Annotated in this window: 18 protein-coding genes; 2 read left to right on the top strand and 16 right to left on the bottom strand. The window is 67.5% G+C overall.

The window, feature by feature from the left end; all coding sequences use genetic code 11:
* The first annotated feature begins 35 nt into the window (after positions 1-35).
* Complete coding sequence (locus tag EJP67_RS09010) at positions 36-938, top strand: carbohydrate kinase family protein (RefSeq protein WP_126021381.1); 903 nt, start codon at positions 36-38, stop codon at positions 936-938.
* 101 nt (positions 939-1,039) lie between these two features.
* On the opposite strand, the gene EJP67_RS09005 is transcribed toward EJP67_RS09010, so the two are convergent.
* The 8 genes from EJP67_RS09005 to EJP67_RS08970 form a co-directional block, all read right to left on the bottom strand.
* On the bottom strand, positions 1,040-1,549 hold the full coding sequence (locus EJP67_RS09005; RefSeq protein ID WP_019656794.1) for a histone H1-like DNA-binding protein: 510 nt from the start codon (positions 1,547-1,549) through the stop codon (positions 1,040-1,042).
* A 196-nt stretch (positions 1,550-1,745) separates the two neighbouring features.
* Positions 1,746-3,005, bottom strand: a complete 1,260-nt coding sequence (locus EJP67_RS09000) for a ribonucleotide-diphosphate reductase subunit beta (RefSeq protein ID WP_126021380.1) — start codon at positions 3,003-3,005, stop codon at positions 1,746-1,748.
* 191 nt (positions 3,006-3,196) lie between these two features.
* Complete coding sequence (locus EJP67_RS08995) at positions 3,197-6,121, bottom strand: ribonucleoside-diphosphate reductase subunit alpha (protein ID WP_126021379.1); 2,925 nt, start codon at positions 6,119-6,121, stop codon at positions 3,197-3,199.
* 349 nt (positions 6,122-6,470) lie between these two features.
* Entirely contained in the window at positions 6,471-7,082 is a 612-nt protein-coding gene (gene ampD / locus EJP67_RS08990; RefSeq protein ID WP_126021378.1) for a 1,6-anhydro-N-acetylmuramyl-L-alanine amidase AmpD, read from the bottom strand.
* The gene (locus tag EJP67_RS08985; protein ID WP_126021377.1) at positions 7,069-8,643 is read right to left on the bottom strand and encodes a sigma-54-dependent transcriptional regulator; all 1,575 of its coding nucleotides are present in this window, start codon (positions 8,641-8,643) and stop codon (positions 7,069-7,071) included. Before EJP67_RS08985 ends, ampD begins: the two co-directional genes overlap by 14 nt.
* Before the next feature lie 5 nt (positions 8,644-8,648).
* Positions 8,649-10,346, bottom strand: coding sequence for a two-component system sensor histidine kinase NtrB (locus EJP67_RS08980; protein WP_126021376.1), 1,698 nt, complete (start codon positions 10,344-10,346; stop codon positions 8,649-8,651).
* Positions 10,343-10,603, bottom strand: a complete 261-nt coding sequence (locus EJP67_RS08975; protein WP_126021375.1) for a PP0621 family protein — start codon at positions 10,601-10,603, stop codon at positions 10,343-10,345. The genes EJP67_RS08980 and EJP67_RS08975 overlap by 4 nt, the downstream gene beginning before the upstream one ends.
* Position 10,604: 1 nt before the next feature.
* A complete protein-coding gene (locus EJP67_RS08970; protein WP_126021374.1) occupies positions 10,605-11,420 on the bottom strand; it encodes a cytochrome C assembly family protein in 816 nt (271 codons plus the stop codon).
* A 115-nt stretch (positions 11,421-11,535) separates the two neighbouring features.
* Between EJP67_RS08970 and ffh the strand changes: the two genes are divergently transcribed.
* Positions 11,536-12,924, top strand: a complete 1,389-nt coding sequence (gene ffh, locus EJP67_RS08965) for a signal recognition particle protein (RefSeq protein WP_126021373.1) — start codon at positions 11,536-11,538, stop codon at positions 12,922-12,924.
* An 84-nt stretch (positions 12,925-13,008) separates the two neighbouring features.
* Here the strand turns inward: ffh and EJP67_RS08960 are convergent, their stop codons facing one another.
* The 8 genes from EJP67_RS08960 to miaB form a co-directional block, all read right to left on the bottom strand.
* Positions 13,009-14,148 (bottom strand): AAA family ATPase, encoded by a 1,140-nt coding sequence (locus tag EJP67_RS08960; RefSeq protein ID WP_126021372.1) that lies wholly within the window; start codon positions 14,146-14,148, stop codon positions 13,009-13,011.
* Positions 14,145-15,044 (bottom strand): RNA ligase family protein, encoded by a 900-nt coding sequence (locus EJP67_RS08955; RefSeq protein ID WP_126021371.1) that lies wholly within the window; start codon positions 15,042-15,044, stop codon positions 14,145-14,147. The genes EJP67_RS08960 and EJP67_RS08955 overlap by 4 nt, the downstream gene beginning before the upstream one ends.
* Positions 15,045-15,342: 298 nt before the next feature.
* On the bottom strand, positions 15,343-17,355 hold the full coding sequence (gene mdoH, locus EJP67_RS08950; RefSeq protein ID WP_126021370.1) for a glucans biosynthesis glucosyltransferase MdoH: 2,013 nt from the start codon (positions 17,353-17,355) through the stop codon (positions 15,343-15,345).
* A gap of 5 nt (positions 17,356-17,360) precedes the next feature.
* The gene (locus tag EJP67_RS08945; RefSeq protein ID WP_093056182.1) at positions 17,361-17,564 is read right to left on the bottom strand and encodes a hypothetical protein; all 204 of its coding nucleotides are present in this window, start codon (positions 17,562-17,564) and stop codon (positions 17,361-17,363) included.
* Between the two features lie 193 nt (positions 17,565-17,757).
* A complete protein-coding gene (locus tag EJP67_RS08940; protein WP_126021369.1) occupies positions 17,758-19,146 on the bottom strand; it encodes a sigma 54-interacting transcriptional regulator in 1,389 nt (462 codons plus the stop codon).
* Complete coding sequence (locus tag EJP67_RS08935; RefSeq protein WP_126021368.1) at positions 19,143-19,811, bottom strand: hypothetical protein; 669 nt, start codon at positions 19,809-19,811, stop codon at positions 19,143-19,145. The genes EJP67_RS08940 and EJP67_RS08935 overlap by 4 nt, the downstream gene beginning before the upstream one ends.
* Positions 19,812-19,872: 61 nt before the next feature.
* Positions 19,873-21,300 (bottom strand): sensor histidine kinase, encoded by a 1,428-nt coding sequence (locus EJP67_RS08930; RefSeq protein WP_126021367.1) that lies wholly within the window; start codon positions 21,298-21,300, stop codon positions 19,873-19,875.
* Positions 21,300-22,649, bottom strand: coding sequence for a tRNA (N6-isopentenyl adenosine(37)-C2)-methylthiotransferase MiaB (gene miaB, locus EJP67_RS08925; RefSeq protein WP_126021366.1), 1,350 nt, complete (start codon positions 22,647-22,649; stop codon positions 21,300-21,302). Before miaB ends, EJP67_RS08930 begins: the two co-directional genes overlap by 1 nt.
* Positions 22,650-22,719 lie beyond the last annotated feature (70 nt).

Genomic DNA, 22,719 nt, shown 5'->3' with positions numbered 1-22,719 from the left:
CTTTCATCCACCACTCAACACACCAACGGCTAACCATGGCAGCAGTGATTTGCGGTTCCCTCGCATTCGACACCATCATGACTTTCGAGGGCCGGTTCGCCGACCAGATCCTTCCTGATCAACTGCACATCCTCAATGTGTCGTTCCTGGTGCCGACGCTACGCCGCGACTTCGGCGGCTGCGCGGGCAACATCGCCTACAGCCTCAATGCGCTGGGCGGCACGGCGCTGCCTATGGCCACGCTGGGCAGCGACGGCGCCACGTACCTCGAGCGCATGCGCTCGCTGGGCATCAGCACGGAGTTCGTGCGCCAGCTCGACGACACCTTCACCGCGCAGGCGATGATCATGAGCGACGTCGACAACAACCAGATCACCGCCTTCCACCCCGGCGCGATGCAGCAGGCGCACGTCACTAAGGTGGCTGCGCGCGAGGACATCAAGCTCGGCATCATCGCCCCCGATGGCCGCGACGCGATGCTGCAGCACGCTGAGCAGTTCGCCGCAGCGGGCATCCCCTTCGTGTTCGATCCGGGCCAGGGCCTGCCGATGTTCGACGGCGAGGCGCTGCGCCATTTCGTCGATCTGGCGAGCTGGGTGGTGGTGAACGATTACGAAGGAAAGATGCTGTCGCAGCGCACCGGCTGGAGCCTTGCGGAGATCTCCAGGCGCGTGCGCGGCCTCGTGGTCACGCTGGCGGCCGAGGGCTGCGAGATCTGGACCGATGGCGAGCGCGAGCACGTGCCGGGCGTGGTGGCCACCGAGGTGGTCGAGCCCACGGGCTGCGGCGACGCATGGCGTGGCGCGCTGCTCTTCGGTCTGGAAAAGGGCTGGCCGCTCGCACAGTGCGCGGCGCTGGGCAACAAGGTCGGCGCGATCAAGATTGCGCAGCGTGGCCCGCAGAACTACGAGATCGATCGCAAGGCGCTGGGCGTCTGATCTTCTCTTTGAGAGAGCGCCTGGAAGGGCGATAAGAGGCGATAAAAAAAGCCCGGCACCGTGAGGTGCCGGGCTTTTTGCCTTCAAGGCCGCTGAGAAACTCAGGGCTTGCTGGCCGTGGGGAACGGCCAGGCTGCCTGGGGGTTCAGCGTCGTTTGCGCCGCAGGGGCAGGCGCTACGGCGGCAGCCTTGGCAGGAGCAGCGGCCTTGGGAGCCTTCTTCGCAGCAGGCTTCTTGGCAGCAGGCTTTTTCGCGGCTTTCTTGGCCGCAGCCTTTTTGGCAGGGGCCTTCTTGGCAGCAGCCTTCTTCGCAGGCGCCTTCTTGGCAGCGGCCTTCTTCGCCGGGGCCTTCTTGGCAGCAGCCTTCTTCGCAGGCGCCTTCTTCGCTACGGCCTTCTTGGCAGGAGCCTTCTTGGCAGCGGCCTTCTTCGCCGGTGCTGCCTTCTTCGCTGCTACCTTCTTTGCCGGAGCCTTCTTGGCAGCGACCTTCTTGGCCGGTGCCTTCTTGGCGGCTACCTTCTTGGCAGGAGCCTTCTTGGCGGCGACGGCCTTCTTAGCCGGAGCCTTCTTTGCAGCGGCTTTCTTAGCCGGAGCTTTCTTTGCAGTTGCCATTTCTATTTCTCCTTGATCAAGTTGAAAAAATCAACCTATTGAAGCACTCCACGCACGTTGGGTAACGTGAAGCGATTCATGGTGTTGGAATCTTTGCTCCAGCACCATGAACACCTGAGCCCTCGTCCATGCCGCGCTCTTCGGCGCGATCGGTGGCAAGGGCAATTCTTGAATTCATTAATTCTTTTCGAAAGATTCAATCCCAGGAGAGCGCACCACCCGACTGGTATTCGATCACGCGGGTTTCGAAGAAATTGCGCTCTTTCTTCAGGTCAATCATTTCGCTCATCCACGGGAACGGATTTTCTTCGTTCGGGAAGAGCGTTTCGAGGCCGATCTGCTGTGCACGCCGGTTGGCGATGTAGCGCAGGTAGCCCTTGAACATGGAGGCGTTCATGCCGAGCACGCCACGGGGCATGGTGTCTTCGGCGTATCTGTATTCGAGCTCGACAGCGCGCAGGAAGAGCGCCTTGATCTCCGCCTTGAACTCCGCCGTCCAGAGGCCGGGGTTCTCGAGCTTGAGCTGGTTGATCAGGTCGATGCCGAAATTGCAGTGCATCGACTCGTCGCGCAGGATGTACTGGTACTGCTCGGCGGCGCCGGTCATCTTGTTCTGGCGGCCCAGCGCGAGAATCTGCGTGAAGCCGACGTAGAAGAAGAGGCCTTCCATCAGGCAGGCGAACACGATGAGCGACTTGAGCAGCTTCTGGTCGGCCTCGGGCGTGCCGGTGTGGAAGTTGGGGTCGCTGATGGCGTCGATGAACGGGATCAGGAACTGGTCCTTCTCGCGGATCGACGGCACCTCGTTGTAGGCGTTGAAGATCTCGCTCTCGTCCAGGCCGAGCGACTCGACGATGTACTGGTACGCGTGCGTGTGGATCGCTTCCTCGAAAGCCTGGCGCAGCAGGAACTGGCGGCATTCGGGCGCCGTGATGTGGCGGTAGGTGCCCAGCACGATGTTGTTGGCGGCCAGCGAGTCGGCGGTCACGAAGAAGCCGAGGTTGCGCTTGACGATACGGCGCTCGTCTTCGCTCAGGCCGTTCGGATCTTTCCAGAGCGCGATGTCGCGCGTCATGTTCACTTCCTGCGGCATCCAGTGGTTGGCGCAGGTGGCGAGGTACTTCTCCCACGCCCACTTGTACTTGAACGGCACCAGCTGGTTGACGTCGGTCTGGCCGTTGATGATGCGTTTGTCCGAAGCCTTGACGCGCTGGGTGGATTGGGCGGCGACTGCGGGCGTTGCTGCTGCAGGAGCGGCGGTGGCAACCGGGCGCACCTGCGCGCCGTCATCGAGCGTGCTGAAGGTGCGGAGGGCGGGTTGCGCGACGGAAGACGAAGCCGGAGCGTCCACCGAACGGCCTGCGGGCAATCCGCCGGTCGATGCGTTGTGGTGCTGCAAACCTTGTTGCATATCCTTTGGTAAGGAGGGCTTGACTTCTTCGTCCCAGGTCAACATAGAAAAATCCAATGCTCAAATTATCGGAGTAACGATGTGAGTTGCAAAGTGCTCGTTCACATCGCACGCCATTTATGTGGTTGTTATGTTGCTCGCATGCATCGCGCGATGTCAGTCAATGCCTTGATTGATTGAACGTCGCGCGATTTCGCGAGCACCTCACTGAGTTGTTGTCGCGAGCACCGAAGCGTTTATTGGCACGCTTCGCAGGTCGGATCGTCCACGCCGCAGAACGCGATGTCGGTGGCGGGAATCGCGCTCATCTGCGCCTTTGCCGCAGCAGCAGCGGCTTCGAGCGCGCTCATGCCGGAGGAAGAAGTCGCTTCGCCGTTGCCCGACGACACCGCGTTGAGGCGGCCCGACTGCACCGTCGACTTCTCTGCGTGCGTCGCGCTCTGCGTGCGCAGGTAGTAGGTCGTCTTCAGGCCGCGCAGCCATGCGAGCTTGTAGGTGTCGTCGAGCTTCTTGCCCGATGCGCCGGCCATGTAGATGTTCAGCGACTGCGCCTGGTCGATCCACTTCTGGCGACGCGCGGCGGCTTCCACCAGCCACGTGGTCTCGATCTCGAACGCGGTGGCGTAGAGCGCCTTCACGTCCTGCGGCACGCGGTCGATGGGACGCAGCGAACCGTCGAAGTGCTTCAGGTCCATCACCATCACGTCGTCCCACAGGCCCAGGCGCTTGAGGTCGCGCACCAGGTAGTGGTTGATCACGGTGAATTCGCCCGACAGGTTCGACTTGACCGAGAGGTTGCCGAAGCAGGGCTCGATCGAGGCGTCCACGCCGATGATGTTCGAAATGGTCGCGGTCGGAGCAATCGCCACGCAGTTCGAGTTGCGCATGCCGTCGGCCTTGATCTTCGAGCGCAGCGCGTCCCAGTCGAGGGTGGCCGAGCGGTCGACCTCGACGTAGCCGCCGCGCTGCTTCTCGAGCAGGTCGAGCGAGTCGATCGGCAGCACGCCCTTGTCCCACAGCGAACCCTTGTAGCTCGAGTACTTGCCGCGCTCCTTGGCCAGCTCGGTCGAGGCCCAGTAGGCGTGGTAGCAGATGGCTTCCATCGACTCGTCGGCGAACTGCACGGCTTCCTGCGAGGCGTAGGGAATGCGCAGTTCGTACAGCGCGTCCTGGAAGCCCATCAGGCCCAGGCCGACCGGACGGTGGCGCAGGTTCGAGTCGCGCGCCTTCTTCACGGCGTAGTAGTTGATGTCGATCACGTTGTCGAGCATGCGCATCGCGGTCGACACGGTCTTCTTCAGCTTCTCCTGGTCGACCTTGCCGTCCTTCAGGTGCTGCAGCAGGTTCACCGAACCCAGGTTGCACACGGCGGTTTCGGTGTCGCTGGTGTTCAGCGTGATCTCGGTGCACAGGTTCGACGAGTGCACGACGCCGGCGTGCTGCTGCGGCGAGCGCACGTTGCAGGCATCCTTGAACGTGATCCAGGGGTGGCCGGTCTCGAACAGCATCGTGAGCATCTTGCGCCACAGGTCGGTCGCCTGGATGGTGCGGCTCGGCTTGATCTCGCCGCGGGCAGCCTTCTCTTCGTAGGCGACGTAGGCCTTCTCGAACTCGGCGCCGAACAGGTCGTGCAGGTCGGGCACGTTGGAGGGCGAGAACAGCGTCCAGGTGCCCTTTTCCATCACGCGGCGCATGAACAGGTCGGGGATCCAGTTGGCGGTGTTCATGTCGTGCGTGCGGCGGCGGTCGTCGCCGGTGTTCTTGCGCAGCTCCAGGAACTCCTCGATGTCGAGGTGCCAGGTTTCGAGGTAGGTGCAGACGGCGCCCTTGCGCTTGCCGCCCTGGTTCACGGCCACGGCCGTGTCGTTCACCACCTTCAGGAAGGGCACCACGCCCTGCGATTCGCCGTTCGTGCCCTTGATGTGGCTGCCGAGCGCGCGAACGCGGGTCCAGTCGTTGCCCAGGCCGCCGGCGAACTTCGACAGCAGCGCGTTTTCCTTGATCGACTCGTAGATGCCGTCCAGGTCGTCGGGCACCGTGGTCAGGTAGCAGCTCGACAGCTGCGAGCGCAGCGTGCCGGCGTTGAACAGCGTGGGCGTGCTCGACATGAAGTCGAACGACGACAGCACCTCGTAGAACTCGATGGCGCGCGCTTCGCGGTCGATCTCGTTGAGCGACAGGCCCATGGCCACGCGCATGAAGAAGGCCTGCGGCAGCTCGATGCGGGTCTTGCGCACGTGCAGGAAGTAGCGGTCGTACAGGGTCTGCAGGCCGAGGTAGTCGAACTGGTTGTCGCGCTCGGGTTTCAGGGCCGCGCCCAGGCGGGGCAGGTCGTACTGCAGCAGCTTCTCGTCGAGCAGGTCGTTGTCCACGCCCTTCTTGATGAACTGCGGGAAGTAGTCGGCGTAGGCGGTGGCGCGCTCGGCGGGCAGCACTTCGCGGCCGATGATCTCCTTGAAGATCGTGTGCAGCAGCAGGCGTGCGGTGGCGAAGGTGTAGTCGGGGTCTTTTTCGATCAGCGTACGGGCCGCCAGGATCGAGGCCTTGTAGACCTCGTCGAGCGGCACGCCGTCGTACAGGTTGCGCATCGTCTCGGCGACGATGGGAGCGGCCGTGATGCTGTCGCCCAGGCCTTCGCAGGCCGACTCGATCAGGCTCTTGAGTTCGTTCAGGTCGAGCGCGACCAACTCGCCCTTGTCCAGCACGTGCAGCGCGGGAGCGGCCGGCACTTCCTGCTCGCCCTGCTTCGAGCGCTCCTGCGTGCGGCGCTCGCGGTACAGCACGTAGGCGCGGGCGATCTCATGGTGGCCGCCGCGCATCAGGCCGAGCTCGACCTGGTCCTGCACGTCCTCGATGTGGAAGGTGCCGCCGCCCGGACGCGAACGCACCAGCGCGCGGATCACGCCCTGCGTGAGCGTGTCGACCGTCTCGCGCACGCTGGCCGATGCCGCGCCCTGCGTGCCGTGCACGGCCAGGAAGGCCTTCATCATCGCGATGGCGATCTTGTTCGGCTCGAAGGGAACGACGGCGCCGTTGCGGCGGATGATCTGGTAGTGGGCCAGGTTCTGGCCGGCGGGGGAGCCAGCAGTGTCTCGCTGCTGCTGCGACGGCGTGGAGGGGATGGCACGCGGGGTCGATTGGGGGTTCAGGGCTGTTTGCATTCGCTTCCTCTCAGTTGGCAATTCTTGTTGGATGGCGGCACCTGGCCCGGCGCCGCACCGGTGTACGGTACCGGACGGGGGACACTATATCTAGGGTGCACGGGGCGTACAACCCACTAGATGTAGCGTTTTCCTATGGATACAAGGATTGCCGGTATTACTTCCGCAATAGAACACCTGCAAAGATGCCCCATGAATACTGGCCTATGGTCCTGCAACCCGCATGGGCCGTGGCTTGCAGGCCGATTTGGGCCTGCAGGGCGCATGGTTGCTGCATCGCGCGTTTGAAAGATTCTCTTTGCTGCGGCGCATGAGCGTCGCATCGCAAGCCGCCGCGCGATTGAAAAAATTAGAGCCGGATCACCTGCTCGGGAAACATCTGTGGATTCCAGCCGAGCTGTTCGCGCAGCAGGCGCCAGTCGAAGCCGGCGCCCGGGTCCTGCTTGCGCCCCGGCGCGACGTGCTCGTGGCCGGCGATGTGCCCGACCGGAAAATGCTGCGCGATGGCGGCGCACAGGCTCGCGAGCGTCTCGTATTGAGGCTCCTCGAAGGGCTGGCCTTCCAGGCCCTCCAGCTCGATGCCGATGGAGTAGTCGTTGCAGTTTTCGCGGCCGCGCCAGGACGACACGCCCGCATGCCAGGCGCGGTCGTCGCAGCTCACGAACTGCCAGAGTTCGCCGTTGCGCCGCACGTAGAAATGCGACGAAACCTCCAGCCCGCGTATGGCCTGGAAGTAGGGGTGCGCGTCCCAGTCGAGCCGGTTGGTGAAAAGCCTCTGCACCTCGTCGCCGCCGTACTCGCCGGGCGGCAGGCTGATCGAGTGCAGCACGATGAGGTCGATCTGCGCGCCCCGCGGCCGGGGCCCGAAGTTGGGAGAGGGCAGGGCTTTCGCGAAGCGGTACCAGCCGGCCCGCCAGAGTGCGTCGCCAGACGCCGGGGGGGCTTCTTCAGTCGTCGGCATGGCTGCTGTTCGCACCATCGTCGCCGTTGGGCGTGGTGATGCCCAGCCGCGCGATGCGGTAGCGGATCTGGCGCAGGCTCATGCCCAGCCGGGCGGCGGCGGCAGTGCGGTTGAAGCCGCTCTCGTGCAGCGCGCGCACGAGAATCTCGCGCTCCTGCTGGTCGAGGTAGGCCTGCAGGTCGGAGGGCAGCGGCGGCGGCGCGGCCCTGGGCGGTGCCACCACGGGCGCACTCGGCGCCGGTGCCGGCACGGCAAGCGCATCGGCACCGACGGGCGACAGCGGGGCTGGCGCGGAGGACGCGGCAGCTTCGGCCGCGGCCGTGAAGCCGCCCATCAGATCCAGATGCAGCTCGTCGCCATCGTTCAGCGCCACCGCGCGGTGCAGCAGGTTCTCGAGCTCGCGCACGTTGCCGTTCAGCGGATGCTGCGCGAGGCGGCGCAGCAGTTCGTCAGACAGGTGCGGCACCGGCAGCCCGCCGTCTTGTGCGATGCGCGAAAGCAGCGCGTTGCACAGCGCGGGCAGGTCCTCGCGGCGGTCGCGCAATGCGGGCACCGCGATCTCGATCACGTTGAGGCGGTAGAAGAGGTCTTGCCGGAAGCGGCCTGCCTGCACTTCGGAGTGCAGGTCCTTGTGGGTGGCGCTGACGATGCGCACGTCGACGGCTTCTTCCTGCGTCGAGCCGATCGAGCGCACGCTGCGCTCCTGGATCGCGCGCAGCAGCTTCGACTGCATCGCCAGCGGCAGGTCGCCGATTTCGTCGAGGAACAGCGTGCCGCCGCGCGCGGCCTGGAAGTAGCCGTCGCGATCCTGCGAGGATCCGGTGTACGAGCCCTTCTTCGCCCCGAAGAACTCGGCCTCGAGCAGGTTCTCGGGAATCGCGCCGCAGTTCACCGCGACGAAGGGGCCTTCGCTGCGCTGGCTGCAGGCATGCACCGCGCGCGCGACCAGTTCCTTGCCGGTACCCGATTCGCCGCGCACCAGCACCGGCGCCATGCCCCGCGCCACCTTGGCGATGCGCGACTTGACCAGCCGCATCGGCTCCGATTCGCCCACCAGCCGGTCGAGCGCGGCGATGCCGATGCCGGACGTAGGCGCCGCCTCTGCTTCGGCCCTGTTGCTTCCAGCGGGCGTCGCCTGCACAGGCTTGGCCAGCGGCTGCGGCGTCGTCCGCGCCTGCACGGCGGAAGCCACCACCGCGCGGAACTGCTTGAGGTCGACCGGCTTCGTGAGGTAGTCGAAGGCGCCGGCCTTCAGCGCCTCCACCGCGTTCTCGGCGGAGCCGTAGGCGGTCATCACCACGCAGCGCTCGCTGCGCTGATTCTTCTGGATGCGGTGGATGATCTCCATGCCCTGCCCGTCGGGCAGCCGCATGTCGGTGATCACCGCGTCGAAGCGCGCGGCCTCCAGGTGCTGCCAGGCTTCCGACACGCTGCCCGCTGCCTCGACGCGATAGCCCTCGCGCAGCAGCGTCAGCTCGTACAGCGTGCGCAGATCGGGCTCGTCGTCGATGACCAGGATCTGCGCCGGCCGCTGGGTGGAAGAAGAGGGGGAGTTGCTCACGGGCGCTATTGTGTCAGCCGGTTTTCGCTGGGGGCGAAGCTGACGAAGAATTCATTGCCCTCGGGCCCGCCCGGCACCAGCGCGCGGCGCTCGTAGCCGATGGTGGCGCCGTGCCGCCGGCACAGCTCGCGGCACAGGAAAAGGCCCAGGCCGCTGGAGCGGCTCTCCGAGGAGAAGAACGGCTCGAACAGGTGCCGCTGCACCGCCGGTTCGAGCGGTGCGCCGTCGCTCCACACCATCAGGCTCGGGCGGCTGGTGCCGCTGCGTTGCAGCGCGGTCAGCACCTGGATCGAGCCCTCGCGCGTGCCGGCGTAGCGCGAGGCGTTGTCCAGCAGGTTCACGATCAGCCGGCGCAGGTGTTCGGCGTCGAAGCGCACCTCGCTGGCGGGCGCGTCGAACGACATGAGCACGCCCTTGCGCTGCGTCTGGCGCACCCATTCCTCGGCCAGCACCTGCACCGCGGGGTCGAGCACCAGCTGCTCGCCCAGCGAGAGCACGCGCTGCTGGCGCGCGCGGGAAACGTCGAGCACGTCGTCCACGATGCGCGCCAGGCGCTGCGCGTTGTGCTGCACCATGCTCGTCAGCTTGCGGTGCGCGGGGTCGGTCAGGTCTTCGTTGAGCAGCGCGCTGGCCTGTGTGATGGCGGCCAGCGGGTTGCGGATCTCGTGCGCCACGGCGGCCGACATGCGGCCCATGGCCGCCAGCTTCTCGGTGCGGATGCGCGCCTCGAGCTCGCGCAGGTCCTGCAGGAACATCACGCACAGGCTGTCCGCGCGCTTCTCGCTGGCGGGCGTGAGGCGAGTGCGCACGCGCACCTCGCGCGCCGCGCCGCGCGCCTGCGCCACCGGAATTTCCTCCGTCTGCGGCGCCCGGCGCGCGAAGGTCTGGCGGGCCAGCGCGGCCAGTGCGTGCCAGGCCGGCTGCGCATGCAGCGGGAAGGGCAGCGTCAGCCTGGCCAGGCCCTGGCCGAGGATGGCGTCGGCCGCGGGGTTGGCCGCATGCACCAGGCCTTCGGCGTCGATCACCAGCACGCCTTCGCTCAGCGTCTCGATCACCAGGTCGTTGACCTGCGCCTGCATCTGCGCGCTGCTGCGGTTGCGCTGCGCCACCGCTTCCTCGCGCGCCAGCCGGCGGGCCATCTCGTGCGCGAGCAGCGCCACCACGAAGAAGCCGGTGCCGGTGAGCGCCGCCTGCACGAAGCGCGAAGACGAGTCGACGGGCTGCTGCAGCCAGTGCCAGCCCGCGTCGGCCAGCAGCAGCAGCGTGACGGTGGCAGTGGTGCCCAGGCTCACGATCATGGTGCCCAGCACCGCGCTCATGAGCACCGGCAGCGCGAACAGCGGCGTGTAGTTGACGTTGCCGCCCTGCAGCACCTGCAAGGCGGCGAAGGCCGCCAGGTCGATGCCGATGGTCATCAGCCACGACGCGGCGAAGCCCCGGATCGGCGGCTGGAAGCGCGAGTAGCGCATGCCCAGCCATGTCGCGGCCAGGTACAGCGCCGAGACGGCGATGGCCGCCGTCTGCATGGTCTGGCCGATCGCGAACGCCACGCCCTGCAGCAGCACCAGCACCAGCGCGACGAAGCAGCGCGCGCCCATGAAGCCGCGCCAGAGGCGGCCCAGCGCCGAGCTCTCGGCCGGGCCCTGGTCGAGCACGTCCCAGTCGGTGACCGGCTCGCCGCGCGACCACAGGGGCGTGCTCATTGCTGCGTGGCGGCTTCGCGGTGCGCGGTGCTGCAGTAGACCGCGCCGCCGGGGCCGGCGATGGCGTCGGTCGCCGGCAGGTGCAGGCCGCAATGGGCGCAGCGCACCATGGCCTGCGGCTGGCTGGGGGCCGTGCGCTGCTGTTGCCGTGCCTTGGCCGCACGCTCGCGCATGGCGTCGTGCATTTCTTCGCGCCGGTTCTTGCGCCAGAGCCAGATCGCGACCCAGAGCACCGCGAGGACGAGGAGGTATTTCATTTCAGACGGGGGGGCGCGCGAGAACCACTTCGAGCACGAAGCGCGAGCCGACGTAGGCCAGCAGCAGCAGCGCCGAGCCGGCATAGAGCACGCGGCGCGCGGTGCGCCCGCGCCAGCCGAAGCGGGCGCGGCCGATCAGCAGGATCGCGAAGCTGATCCAGGCGAGCACCGAGAAGATGGTCTTGTGGTCCCATTTCCAGGCACGGCCGGCGGCGCCGTACAGCTGCTCGCTGAACAGCAGGCCCGCCAGCAGCGTGGCCGACAGCAGCACGAAGCCGGCGGTGACGAAGCGGAAGGTGAGCCGCTCGAGCGTGAGCAGCGGCACGCCGCCTTGCGGCTCCACGGCCGCGGCCAGGCGGATCTGCTTCTCTGCGCGGGTGATGAGCCAGGCGTGCACCACGGCGGCGCCGAAAAGGCCGTACGAGGCGATGCCCAGCGCCAGGTGCAGCGGCAGCCATGGCGAGGCCGTCACGTGCAGCGGCGTGCCGGGAAACAGGATGGCCAGCAGCACCGCGGCCGCGCCCAGCCAGGCGAGCGCGCGACGCACCTTCAGTTGCGGATACATGCGGCTTTCGACCGCGTAGACAGTGAGCACCAGCCAGGCCGTGACCGACAGCGCGGGCGCGAAACCGAAGCGCGGTTCGCTGCCGACGAGACCATGGGCGAGAGCGGCGGCGTGCAGCAGCCATGCGATCCCGAGCGTCCATTGGGTCGATTGGCGGCTGAATCTGGCGCCGGCGGCGGCGACAAAACCGTAGGCAACCGCGGTGGCGATGCCCAGAGCCACGCCGAGCGGGGAGGGGATCGCTAAAATCATCGGCCGGAGTTTAGCGTCTCGCTATTGCGTTCCCGGCGCCCGGCTTCAAGTTCTTTCCCGTCTCCCAGGCTTCTCATCCGGCCCGCGCCATAGCGGGCAGCAAGGCATCCCCCTCATGGCCACCGCCCTCACAGAAAAGTTCTCCCGCCTCGTCAAGACGATGAGCGGCCAGGCCCGCATCACCGAAAGCAACGTGCAGGACATGCTGCGCGAGGTGCGCATGGCGCTGCTGGAAGCCGACGTGGCCCTGCCCGTCGTGCGCGATTTCGTCGCCCGCGTGAAGGAGAAGGCTCTCGGCCAGGAAGTGCTGGGCTCGCTCAAGCCGGGCCAGGCGCTGGTGGGCATCGTCAACCGCGAACTTGCCGCCACCATGGGCGAGGGCGTTTCCGACATCAACCTCGCGGCCCAGCCGCCGGCGGTGATCCTGATGGCCGGCCTGCAGGGCGCCGGCAAGACCACCACCACCGCCAAGCTGGCCAAGCACCTGATCGAGAAGCGCAAGAAGAAGGTGCTCACCGTGTCGGGCGACGTGTATCGCCCCGCCGCCATCGAGCAGCTCAAGACCGTCACGAAGCAGGCCGGCGCCGAGTGGTTCCCCAGCACGCCCGACCAGAAGCCGCTGGACATCGCGCGCGCCGCGCTCGACCACGCCAGGCGCCACTATTTCGACGTGCTGCTGGTCGACACGGCCGGCCGCCTGGCCATCGACGAAGTGCTGATGGCCGAAATCAAGCAGCTGCACGCCGCGCTCGACCCGGTCGAAACCCTGTTCGTGGTCGACGCCATGCAGGGCCAGGACGCAGTCAATACCGCCAAAGCCTTCAAGGAAGCGCTGCCGCTCACCGGCATCATCCTGACCAAGACCGACGGCGATTCGCGTGGCGGCGCGGCGCTGTCGGTGCGGCAGGTCACGGGCGTGCCGATCAAGTTCGCGGGCGTGAGCGAGAAGATCGACGGCCTGGAGGTGTTCGACGCCGAACGCCACGCCGGCCGCATCCTGGGCATGGGCGACATCGTGGCGCTGGTCGAGCAGGTCACGGCCGGCGTCGACGTGGCGGCGGCGCAGAAGCTCGCCGCCAAGGTCAAGAGCGGCGCGGGCTTCGACCTCAACGACTTCCTCGGCCAGCTGCAGCAGATGAAGCAGATGGGCGGCCTCTCCAGCCTGATGGACAAGCTGCCCACGCAGATGGCCGCCAAGGCCAGCGAGGCCGACCTGAGCCGCGCCGAGCGCGACATCCGCCGCAAGGAAGGCATCATCAACAGCATGACTCCGCTGGAGCGGCGCAAGCCCGAGCTGCTGAAGGCCACGCGCAAGCGCCGCATCGCGGCCGGTGCCGGCGTGCAGGTCCAGGAAGTGAACCGCCTGCTCAACGAGTTCGAGCAGATGCAGGGAATGATGAAGAAGATGAAGGGCGGCGGCCTCATGAAGATGATGAAGCGCATGGGCGGCATGAAGGGCCTGGGCGGAATGGGTGGCCCCGGCGGGCCGAAGCTGCCGTTCTGAGCGGACGCCGCACGCACACATATATATAAGAAGGCCCGCCGGGGTGAACCGGCGGGCCTTCTGCTTTTCAGGTCCGCGCTTGCTTCAGGCCTGCACTTCGTAGACCGTCTCGTGCGCCTCCACCGGCGCCGGCAGCTCCCAGCGGTGCAGCATGCGCTCGATGCCCGCGTTCGACAGCGTGGTGTCGCGCTCGCGGTTGCGGCGCATCAGCTCCGCGTGCGGCGCTTCCAGGTACACCAGCTCGATGTGCGCGTGGTAGGCCCACAGCAGGTCGAGCGTCTTGGTGCGCATCTGCTGGCTCAGGTGCGTGGCGTTCCAGACGAAGCATTCCTGCCTGCGCAGCAGCGCCTTCGCCTGGTCGACCGCGTGGTGCGCGGCGAGGCCGTCGTTCTCGCCGTGCTTCAGGCCGAGTTCGGCGCGGGCATCGTCGAAGGACACCACCGGCCAGCCCTTGCGGTGCTGCGCCACCCAGTGGTTCTTGCCGCTGGCGGGCAGGCCGCACATCACCGTCACCTGCGATCCGGCGTTCTGGAACAGCGGGTAGTCGGGGCTGGTGTCGGCGCCGCGGAAGTAGGCCAGGCGCGTGTGGGCGTCGGCCATCTTTCGAGGGCCCTCCCAGCAGCCTTCCTCCTGCGCCAGCTGCTCGAAGAGCGCGATGTCGGCCATGCTGTCCGCGCGCTTCTCGTAGTGGCGCCCGAGCATGTCGCAGCGCGCCACGCAGCACAGGTCGGGCAGGCTCAGCTCCCACGAGAGCTTGTGAACCAGCCACTCCGGCCGCACGCCCTTGCGCGAGGCGAAGGCGTGGAATGGCACCTGGTGCACCGCGATGATCCGGCACACCGCCTCGCGCAGCGCGAAGGGCACGCGAGCCTTCCACATCAGCACGCGCACGTCGACCGCGCCCCGGCGCGAGTGGCCCGGCTGGCCGATGCGGCCGCTGGCTTCGTCGATCACCGTGGTGTCGGGCTTGGCGATGTCGTGCAGCAGGCAGGCCATGAACAGCACGAAGCGGCGGTCGGCGTCGGAGCGGCGGTAGTGCTCGTCCTGCATCAGGGCGTCGAGCACCATGCGCGTGTGGATGCCGACGTTGCCTTCGGCGTGGTAGTACGGGTCCTGCGGCGTCTCTTCGAGGCGCAGCAGGGCCGGCAGCAGATCGCAGCATTGCGCCCAGTCGGTGTCCTTGCCGGGCTCGGGCACCAGGGCGCGCAGGTCGTCGAAGTTCATCGCTTTCTCCCCGTGGTCGTCAGTTCGGCCGGATCGCGCAATGTGCGCAGGCCCAGGTCCTGCCAGGTCAGCTGCGGCGTCGGCGCGTAGAGGTCCACGCCCGGCGCGAGCTGGTTGGGCAGCACCGGCCGTCGGCTGTGGTGCGAGCCCGAGTCGAGGATGGTCTGGACGAAGTCCGGGCGCACCCACTTGTAGCGGCCCGTCACCTGGCCGTTGGACTCGGTCTTGAGGTACAGGCCCTCGGCGAGGTCGGACAGGTCGGTCTGCTGCCGAACCAGATCGAGCGGCTGGCCTTCCTGCGCCACCGCAGCTTCGAAAGCGGACCTCCAGCTTGCGCTGCGGGCCAGCGAGGGCCGCACGAGCGCCTGCAATGCTTTCGCTTGGCGCGGCATCTCGCCTTCGTAGAGCACGGGCACCGGCAGCACCGGGCTGCCTTCGAGCAGCGCATGCCGCGCCGGCGTCGAGAGGAAGCACTGCGACTGCCGGTCATAGATGTCGAACTCCAGGAAGAAGGCCGGCAGCCGGTCGTACCAGCAGCTGTGCTTGGCGAAGCACCATTCGCCGTACATCACATAGCGGTCTTCGAGCCGCTCCAGCAGCGCCGCCTCATGCGCGGCGGCCCAGTGCTTGAAGAGGTTGAACTGCCGCTCGCCGGCGCCGCCCGCGAGGTAGTGGCCGCGCGATTGCAGAAGCAGTTCGCCTGCGGAAGTGAACGACACGGCGGCATTGGCGCCATCGAGCTTTTCCTCGATGACCACATGCATGCCTTGCAGTTCCGACAGCGGCGCCTGGCCGTCGTCGCTGTCGCCGGCCTGCAGCCGGGATCCTTCCAGGTGCGCAGTACGCGGGTACTTGAGCAGAGGGATCGATGAAAGAGAAGAAGAGAGGGGAAACACGTTTGTTCTCCGGTTGGAACCAGGAAGAACCGACAACGTGCGGGAGCGAAGCTGGAAAGCTGGAAGAAGCGGATTGCGGTCAGCGGAAAGCGCAGCTTGGCGCCCGACATGACCGGCAATGAAGCGGCGTTGTCGGCGTCAGAGGGTGATGACGGCGAGACGGGGCACTTGGCGCTCCTGTGGATCGAGGGGGATCCGTGGGTGGATGAAAAAAGAGTCGGCGATTCTAGCGATATGCGCGCCATGAAAAAAGCCGGCGCAGTGGCCGGCTTCTTTCGGAGGTTGGAGCTTCAGAGCATCAGGCCGTCGCGAGAGCTGCCGGACGCGCCAGGCGCAGCGCGTGCATCCATGCGCGGCGCAGCACGGCCGGCGAGCGCGATTCCTCGGGGATCAGCAGGTAGCCGCGGTCGCGCAGCGTGGTGCCCAGCGCGATCTGGCTGGTCAGCACGGTCAGCGGGATCGCCAGCAGCAGCGGCAGGCCGACGGGCATGAGCCAGACCAGCGCGCTCGGGTCGATCATGGCGACGCCTGCGGCCAGCATCGCGATCACCAGCGTCATGGGCGCCAGCTGCGAGGCAGCGACCTTCCACGGCACGGCGGCGGCTTCACGCGGGGGCGACTTCCAGTCGAGCTTGATGCCGGTGAGGGCGACCAGCACGAAGAGCGAATGAGCCAGCATGCGCACCGGTGCCTGCACGATCGCCAGGCCGGCTTCCATCACCGAGCTCTTCACCAGGCCCCAGAGGCCACCGTACTGGCGCTGCTCGCCGCGCATCAGCACGGCGGCGATGCCCAGCACGCGCGGCAGGAACAGCAGGCACAGGGTCCAGACCCACAGGCCGGCCAGTTCGGCGGGCAGCACGCTCCAGCTGGACACCAGGCTCGAGCCGCTCAGCCACAGGGCCGTGCCCAGCGTCAGGAACGCGAGCCACAGCGGGGCCGAGACGTAAGCCATGGTGCCGGTCACGAACATCGCGCGGTGCACGGAGTGGATGCCGGGTTCGGCCATCAGGCGGGCGTTCTGCAGGTTGCCCTGGCACCAGCGGCGGTCGCGCTGGAGTTCGGCCAGCAGGTCCGGCGGTTGCTGTTCGTAGCTGCCGACCAGGTCGGACACCAGCCACACGTGGTAGCCGGCGCGGCGCATCAGGGCGGCTTCGACGAAGTCGTGCGACATGATGCCGCCCGACATGCCGCCGGTGCCCTTGATCGGGGCCAGCGCGCAGTGCTTCATGAAGGGCTCGACGCGGATGATCGCGTTGTGGCCCCAGTAGTGCGACTCGCCCAGCTGCCAGGACTGCATGCCCAGCGTGAACAGGCGGCCGGTGACGCGCGAGGCGAACTGCTGTGCGCGTGCGTGGAGCGTGACATGGCCGATGGCCTGCGTCGCGGTCTGGATGATGCCGGCGGTGGGGTTGGCTTCCATCAGCTTGACCATCGAGGTCAGGCAGTCGCCGCTCATCACCGAGTCGGCGTCGAGCACGACCATGTAGCGGTAGTCCTTGCCCCAGCGGCGGCAGAAGTCGGCCACGTTGCCGGCCTTGCGGTGCGTGCGGCGGGTGCGCAGGCGGTAGTAGACCTCGACCTGCGGCTGGTTCGGGCTCTCGGCCAGCGCGGCGCGCAGGTCTTCCCAGGCGGCGCGCTCGGCGGCGGCGGTCTCGGGGTTGTAGCTGTCGGACAGCACGAACACGTCGAACTGCCTGGCGTGGCCGGTGGCCGCGACCGATTCGCAGGTGGCGCGCAGGCCGGCGAACACGGTGGCCACGTCCTCGTTGCAGATCGGCATGATGATCGCGGTGCGTGCCTCGGGGTTCATCGGGTGGTGGGCCACCTGCTTCGCCGAGAGGGAGTATTTGTCACCGCGCACGGAAACGTAGAAGCCCATGAGCGCGGTCACGAAGCCGGTGACGACCCAGCCCGACAGCAGGCCGTACAGGCCGATCTGGCCGTATTCGAGCCAGAGGTTGTCGTAGTCGGGCTGCACGCTGGCGAAGAGCGACGACGCGATCACGGTGCTCAGAAGCGTGAGCATCATGAAGGCGAAGCGGCGGCGGGCTGCGGCACGCTGCCAGGGCTGCTTCGCTTCGTTGGCGGGGTGAGCGCCGGCTTCGGCGTCACGGCCCGCGCCGAGCTTGACCAGCGCGGCAGTGCCGAGGCTGTTCCAGAAACCGCGCCAGGGGCGGGGCGTCATGGAGCCGCGGTTGACCGGGGGGGCGGTGACCGAGTTGGGATGGCGTTCTTCGCGAACCGGGCTCCGGCGCGAGAAATCGGTATCGGCCAGCACATTCAGTTGGGAGAAGTCGTTCGGCTTCATGTGATTTACCAACGTTGCTTGTCGAGGGAAGGGGTGTCGCCAATGGCAGGAAAGCGCTTGATCACGCAATCCGGTTCAGCGCCGCCGGCGCTTGCGAGCGCGGCCAGCGAATGGCCCGCGGCACGGGGCCGCGAGGGGGAAAACTGCTTTTGACGCAGGCCGTCGCGCTGCTGGCGCAGTGCGAAAGATGGGCTGGTAAGTGCTGTCATGCCGGTACAGGGGCAAACCCTGTGCCAGGCTGGAAAAACGCTTTCAGATCAACGACTTGGGCGTGTTCGAGAGCATTTTTCGTGGAGAAAGGCCGCCGGAGGGCCTCCAAACCCCTGTTTTTGTCGCCGAATCCCGACAAGCCTGGGTGACTGGCGGGCTTAGGTCAAGAAAATCAACAACTTAGCGGCGTCGCTACTCGGCGACAGCGTCTCCACCGCCAGCGACAGCGTCGGCCTTGAAGTGGCCCGGGGTGAGTTCGTGCTTCTGCAGAAGCCGGTAGAACTCGGTGCGATTCCGGTCTGCCAGGCGGGCTGCGTCGGCCACATTGCCGTCCGTCAGCTTGAGCAGGCCGACGAGGTAATCGCGCTCGAAACGCTGCTTGGCCTCGGCGTAGGTCTGCACCTCCACCGTCGGCACGCGCAGCGCCCGCTGCACCAGCGCCAGCGGGATCAGCGGCGAGCTCGACAGCGCGCACACCTGCTCCACCACGTTGTAGAGCTGTCGCACGTTGCCCGGCCAGGCGGCCATGGTCAGCGCCTTCAGCGCCTCGGGGGCGAAGCCCGAGAGCCGCTTGCCGTACTTGGTCGACAGGCGCTGCAGGAAGTGATTGGCCAGCAGCGGAATGTCTTCGCGGCGCGCCGACAGCGGCGGCAGCGTCAGCGTGACCACGTTCAGGCGGTAATAGAGGTCCTCGCGGAACTGGCCGGCCTCCATCGCGGCGTCGAGGTCGCGGTGGGTGGCCGAGACGATGCGCACGTCGACCTGGATCGACTGGCTCGCGCCCAGCGGCCGCACCGCGCGCTCCTGCAGCACGCGCAGCAGCTTGACCTGCAGCGCGGGCGGCATGTCCCCGATTTCGTCCAGCAGCAGCGTGCCGCCGTCGGCCTGCTGGAACAGGCCCTTGTGATTGGCGTGGGCGTCGGTGAAGGCGCCCTTCATGTGGCCGAAGAGCTCCGATTCGAGCAGCGCCTCGGGAATGGCACCGCAGTTGACCGCCACGAAAGGCTTGTCGGCGCGCGCGCTGGCCTTGTGGATGGCGCGTGCCAGCATTTCCTTGCCGGCGCCGGAGTCGCCGCGCAGCAGCACCGAGGCGTCGGACTTGGCGACCATGCGCGCCTCGGCCAGCAGTTCGGCCATGCGGTTGCTGCGGCTCACGATCTCGGAGCGCCAGCTGTCGTCGCCGGCCTTGCTCGGCGTGGCGGCGGGGGCGCCGAGCGCCAGGGCCTGCGCGATCTTCTCGAGCAGTTCCCGCCCGTCGTAGGGCTTGGTCAGGTAGGTGAAGACACCGCGCGCGGTGGCTTCCACGGCGTCGGGAATGGTGCCGTGCGCGGTCAGCAGAATCACCGGCAGCGAGGGATGGCGCTTGCGGATCTCGTCGAAGAGCTGCAGGCCGTCGCGCCCGGGCAGGCGCACGTCGCTCAGCACCAGCTGCGGGTGCTCGATCTCGAGCTGCGTGAGCGCAGTCTCGGCCGAAGTGACGGCCGTGACCTGGTAGCCCGCCGAGCTCAGCCGCATCGAGAGCAGCCGCAGCATGTCCGGGTCGTCATCGACCACGAGGAGGCGGGCGCCGGTGGTACTCATTGATTGGGTTTGCCTGCGTTGGGCGGCGCGGCGGGCACGGCCGACGCCGGGTTGCTGTTGGGCCGCGCGAAGCTGCGCTCGATGGCGCGCAGGGCTTCGATGCGGTCGTTGAGCTGGTCGATGCGGCGCTGGCTGTCGCGCAGCTGCTGCACCTGCTTGTCGCGGTCGTCCTCCACGCGGCGCTGCTCGACATAGCGGGCAGCGAGTGCGCGCGCCAGCGGCTGCAGCGCCTGCGCTTCGGGCGCGGGGTTGGAGATCACCCGCTGCAGCAGGCCCAGCGCGCGCGCCAGGTCGGCCGGCACGCGGGTCTGCGAGAGCAGCAGCGCCACCTGCATCTGCGCGGTGGGCGAGTCGCCGGGGTCGCCCACGCGGGCGATCTCGGCGCTCAGGTCGGCGCCGTTGAGGGGGCGAACCTTGTCGGCGTACGACAGCATCGAGGACACCGGACCCTGCAGCATCGTCGTGAAGAGCGAGGCGGCGGGTTGCGTGGCCGGCGCCTTGGGTTCGGCCTCCACCGGCATCACGCGCGGCACGACCGGCGGCGGCGGCAGCGCATCGGCCTCCGCGGGCGGCTTGGGCTGCGAGGCGCAGGCGGCCAGCAGCAGGACGAAAGGCACGGTCATCGCCCCGGCGAAGGAGGAACGGCGGACGAACGGAAAAGACATGGGTCGAAGAAGGACGCGAGGCGTTCGGACGGTTTTTTCTGGAAAGGGGATGCCGGGGTGGTCAGGCCGTGCGCGGCAGCTCGATGCGGAAGTGGGCACCGGGACCGCCGGGCTGCAGTGTGATGCGGCCCCCGTGGGCTGCAATGTACTCCTGCACGATGGAAAGTCCGATGCCCGTGCCCTTCACTGTGTGCTCGGGCTGGCGCTCGCCGCGGAAGAAGGGTTCGAAGATCCGGTCGCGGTCTCCCTCGGCGATGCCCGGCCCGGCGTCGTTCACGTCGATGTGCACCGCTTCCGGTGTCTGCGACACGGCCAGCGTGATGACACCTCCCGTTACCGAAAAGCGGATGGCGTTGCTCAGCAGGTTGGCGATGGCGGTGCCGAGCTTGGCCCGGTCGACCGTGACGGTGACCGCCTCGCCCTCGGCGCGCACGCGCAGGCCGTGCGACTGCCACTGCAGGCGCTGGCCTTCGATCTGCTCCTCGATCAGCGGCAGCAGCTCGGTGCGCTCGCGGCGCAGCTCGCGTGCCTCGAAGGCGGCGGCATTGAAGCGCAGCAGCGCCTCGATCTGGCCCTGCAGCGCCACCGTGTTCTGGTTGAGGATCTGCGCCACCTCCAGCTGCGCCGGGTTCAGCGGGCCGGTCACGCCGTCTTCGAGCAGCGACACGCCCTCGCGCAGCGCGGCCAGCGGCGTCTTCAGCTCGTGCGACACGTGGCGCAGGAAGCGCGCCTTGTCGGCGTCGAGCTCGGTCAGGCGCAGCCGCAGCCATTCGAGCTGCTGCGACACGCGGCGCACGTCGGCGGGGCCGCGGATGTCGATCGGCTCGTCGAGCCGGTTCTGTCCGAGGCCGACGATGGCCTGCTCCAGCCGCTTGAAGGGCCGCGCCAGCCAGATGCCGAAGGCCAGCGCCAGCACCGCGGCCAGCACGCTGGCGGCCACCACCTCGCGCATCAGCCGGCGGCGCGCGTTCTCGATGCGCCTGGCCAGCGCATCGTTCTGCGTCTCGATGAGGAACTGCGCCTGCTGCGCCAGGTTGGTGTTGAGCGCATCGAGCTCGCGGAACTGCATCGCCATCGTGCTCTCGCGGGCCAGGGCGCTGTCGGCGCTGCCGCTCATGAGGCCCTCGATCACGCCGAGCTGCGTGCGCCACATCTCGATGCCGGCGGGCGGCAGGCCGTTCTTCTCCAGGCGATCGAGCACCTGGTGCGCCTCGCGCGCCGCCTCGTCGAAGCGGCGGCGCAGCACGGCATCGTTCAGCACCAGCGACTGGCGCCCGGCGCGCTCCATGGCCGCGCTGCGCTCGGCCAGCGACTGCGAGGCGCCCGACAGGCGCAGCGCGCGCGCGGCCGCGTCGCGGCTTTGCGTCATGAGCGCGTCGTACTGCAGCACCGAGCGCAGTGCCACGCCGACCAGCAGCGCGGTGATCAGAAGGAAGGCGAAGAGCAGGAGCTGCTGGAACGAGCCCCGGATGGACGGACGCTTCGCCATCAGTGGTGGGCGAGCGCCATCGGCGATTCGTTCGTGACGACTTCGCCGCGCAGCGTGTAGGCCAGCGAGCGCGTGATGCGCAGGTCGGCCATCTGGCCCACGAGTCGCGCGTCGCCCTCGAAGTTGACGACGCGGTTGCAGGCGGTGCGGCCCATGAGCTCGTTCGCGTCCCTGCGCGAGGCGCCTTCCACCAGCACGCGCTGCGTGGTCCCGACCAGCGCCTGGCCGAAGCGCTTCACGTTGGCGTCGATCACGGCCTGCAGCTTCTGCAGCCGTGCGAGCTTCACTTCGTGCGGCGTGTCGTCGTGCAGCGCGGCCGCCGGCGTGCCGGGGCGCGGGCTGAAGATGAAGCTGAAGCTGGCGTCGAACTGGCAGTCGTCGATCAGCTTCATCATCTTGCCGAAGTCCTCCTCGGTCTCGCCGGGGAAGCCGACGATGAAGTCGCTGCTGAGCGCGAGCTCCGGGCGGATGGCGCGCAGCTTGCGCACCGTGCTCTTGTATTCCATGGCGGTGTAGCCGCGCTTCATCGCCATCAGGATGCGGTCGCTGCCGTGCTGCACCGGCAGGTGCAGGTGGCTCACGAGCTGCGGCACCTTCGCGTAGGCCTCGATGAGGCGCGGCGTGAACTCGTTCGGATGGCTGGTGGTGTAGCGGATGCGCTCGATGCCGGGGATCTCGGCGACGTACTCGATGAGCAGCGCGAAGTCGGCGATGTCGGCCGTATCGCCCATCTTCCCGCGGTAGGCATTCACGTTCTGGCCCAGCAGCGTGATCTCGCGCACGCCCTGGTCGGCCAAGCCGGCGATCTCGACCAGCACGTCGTCGAGCGGGCGGTTCACTTCCTCGCCGCGGGTGTAGGGCACCACGCAGTAGCTGCAGTACTTGGAGCAGCCTTCCATGATCGACACGAAGGCGGTCGCGCCTTCGACGCGCGCGGGCGGCAGGTGGTCGAACTTCTCGATCTCGGGGAAGCTGATGTCCACCTGCGGGCGGTCCAGGCGCTCGCGGTCGCTCAGCATCTCGGGCAGGCGGTGCAGGGTCTGCGGGCCGAACACGATGTCGACGTAAGGGGCGCGCGCGATGATGGCCTCGCCCTCCTGGCTGGCCACGCAGCCGCCCACGCCGATCTTCACGCCCTTGGCCTTCAGGTGCTTCACGCGGCCGAGGTCGGAGAACACCTTCTCCTGCGCCTTCTCGCGCACCGAGCAGGTGTTGAACAGGATGAGGTCGGCCTCGTCCACGTTCTGGGTGGGCTCGTAGCCCTGCGCGGCGTTGAGCACGTCGGCCATCTTGTCCGAGTCGTACTCGTTCATCTGGCAGCCGAAGGTCTTGATGAATACTTTTTTCATGGGGAACTCTCTCTCGTGGCCTCCCTGCTTGAAGGTGAAGGCACGGCGGCCGGGCGCGCGGGACCCGCCG

The organism is Variovorax guangxiensis (assembly GCF_003952165.1).
GTDB classification, from domain to species: Bacteria; Pseudomonadota; Gammaproteobacteria; order Burkholderiales; family Burkholderiaceae_C; genus Variovorax; species Variovorax guangxiensis.
This window is presented reverse-complemented; position numbering and strand designations above follow the sequence as displayed.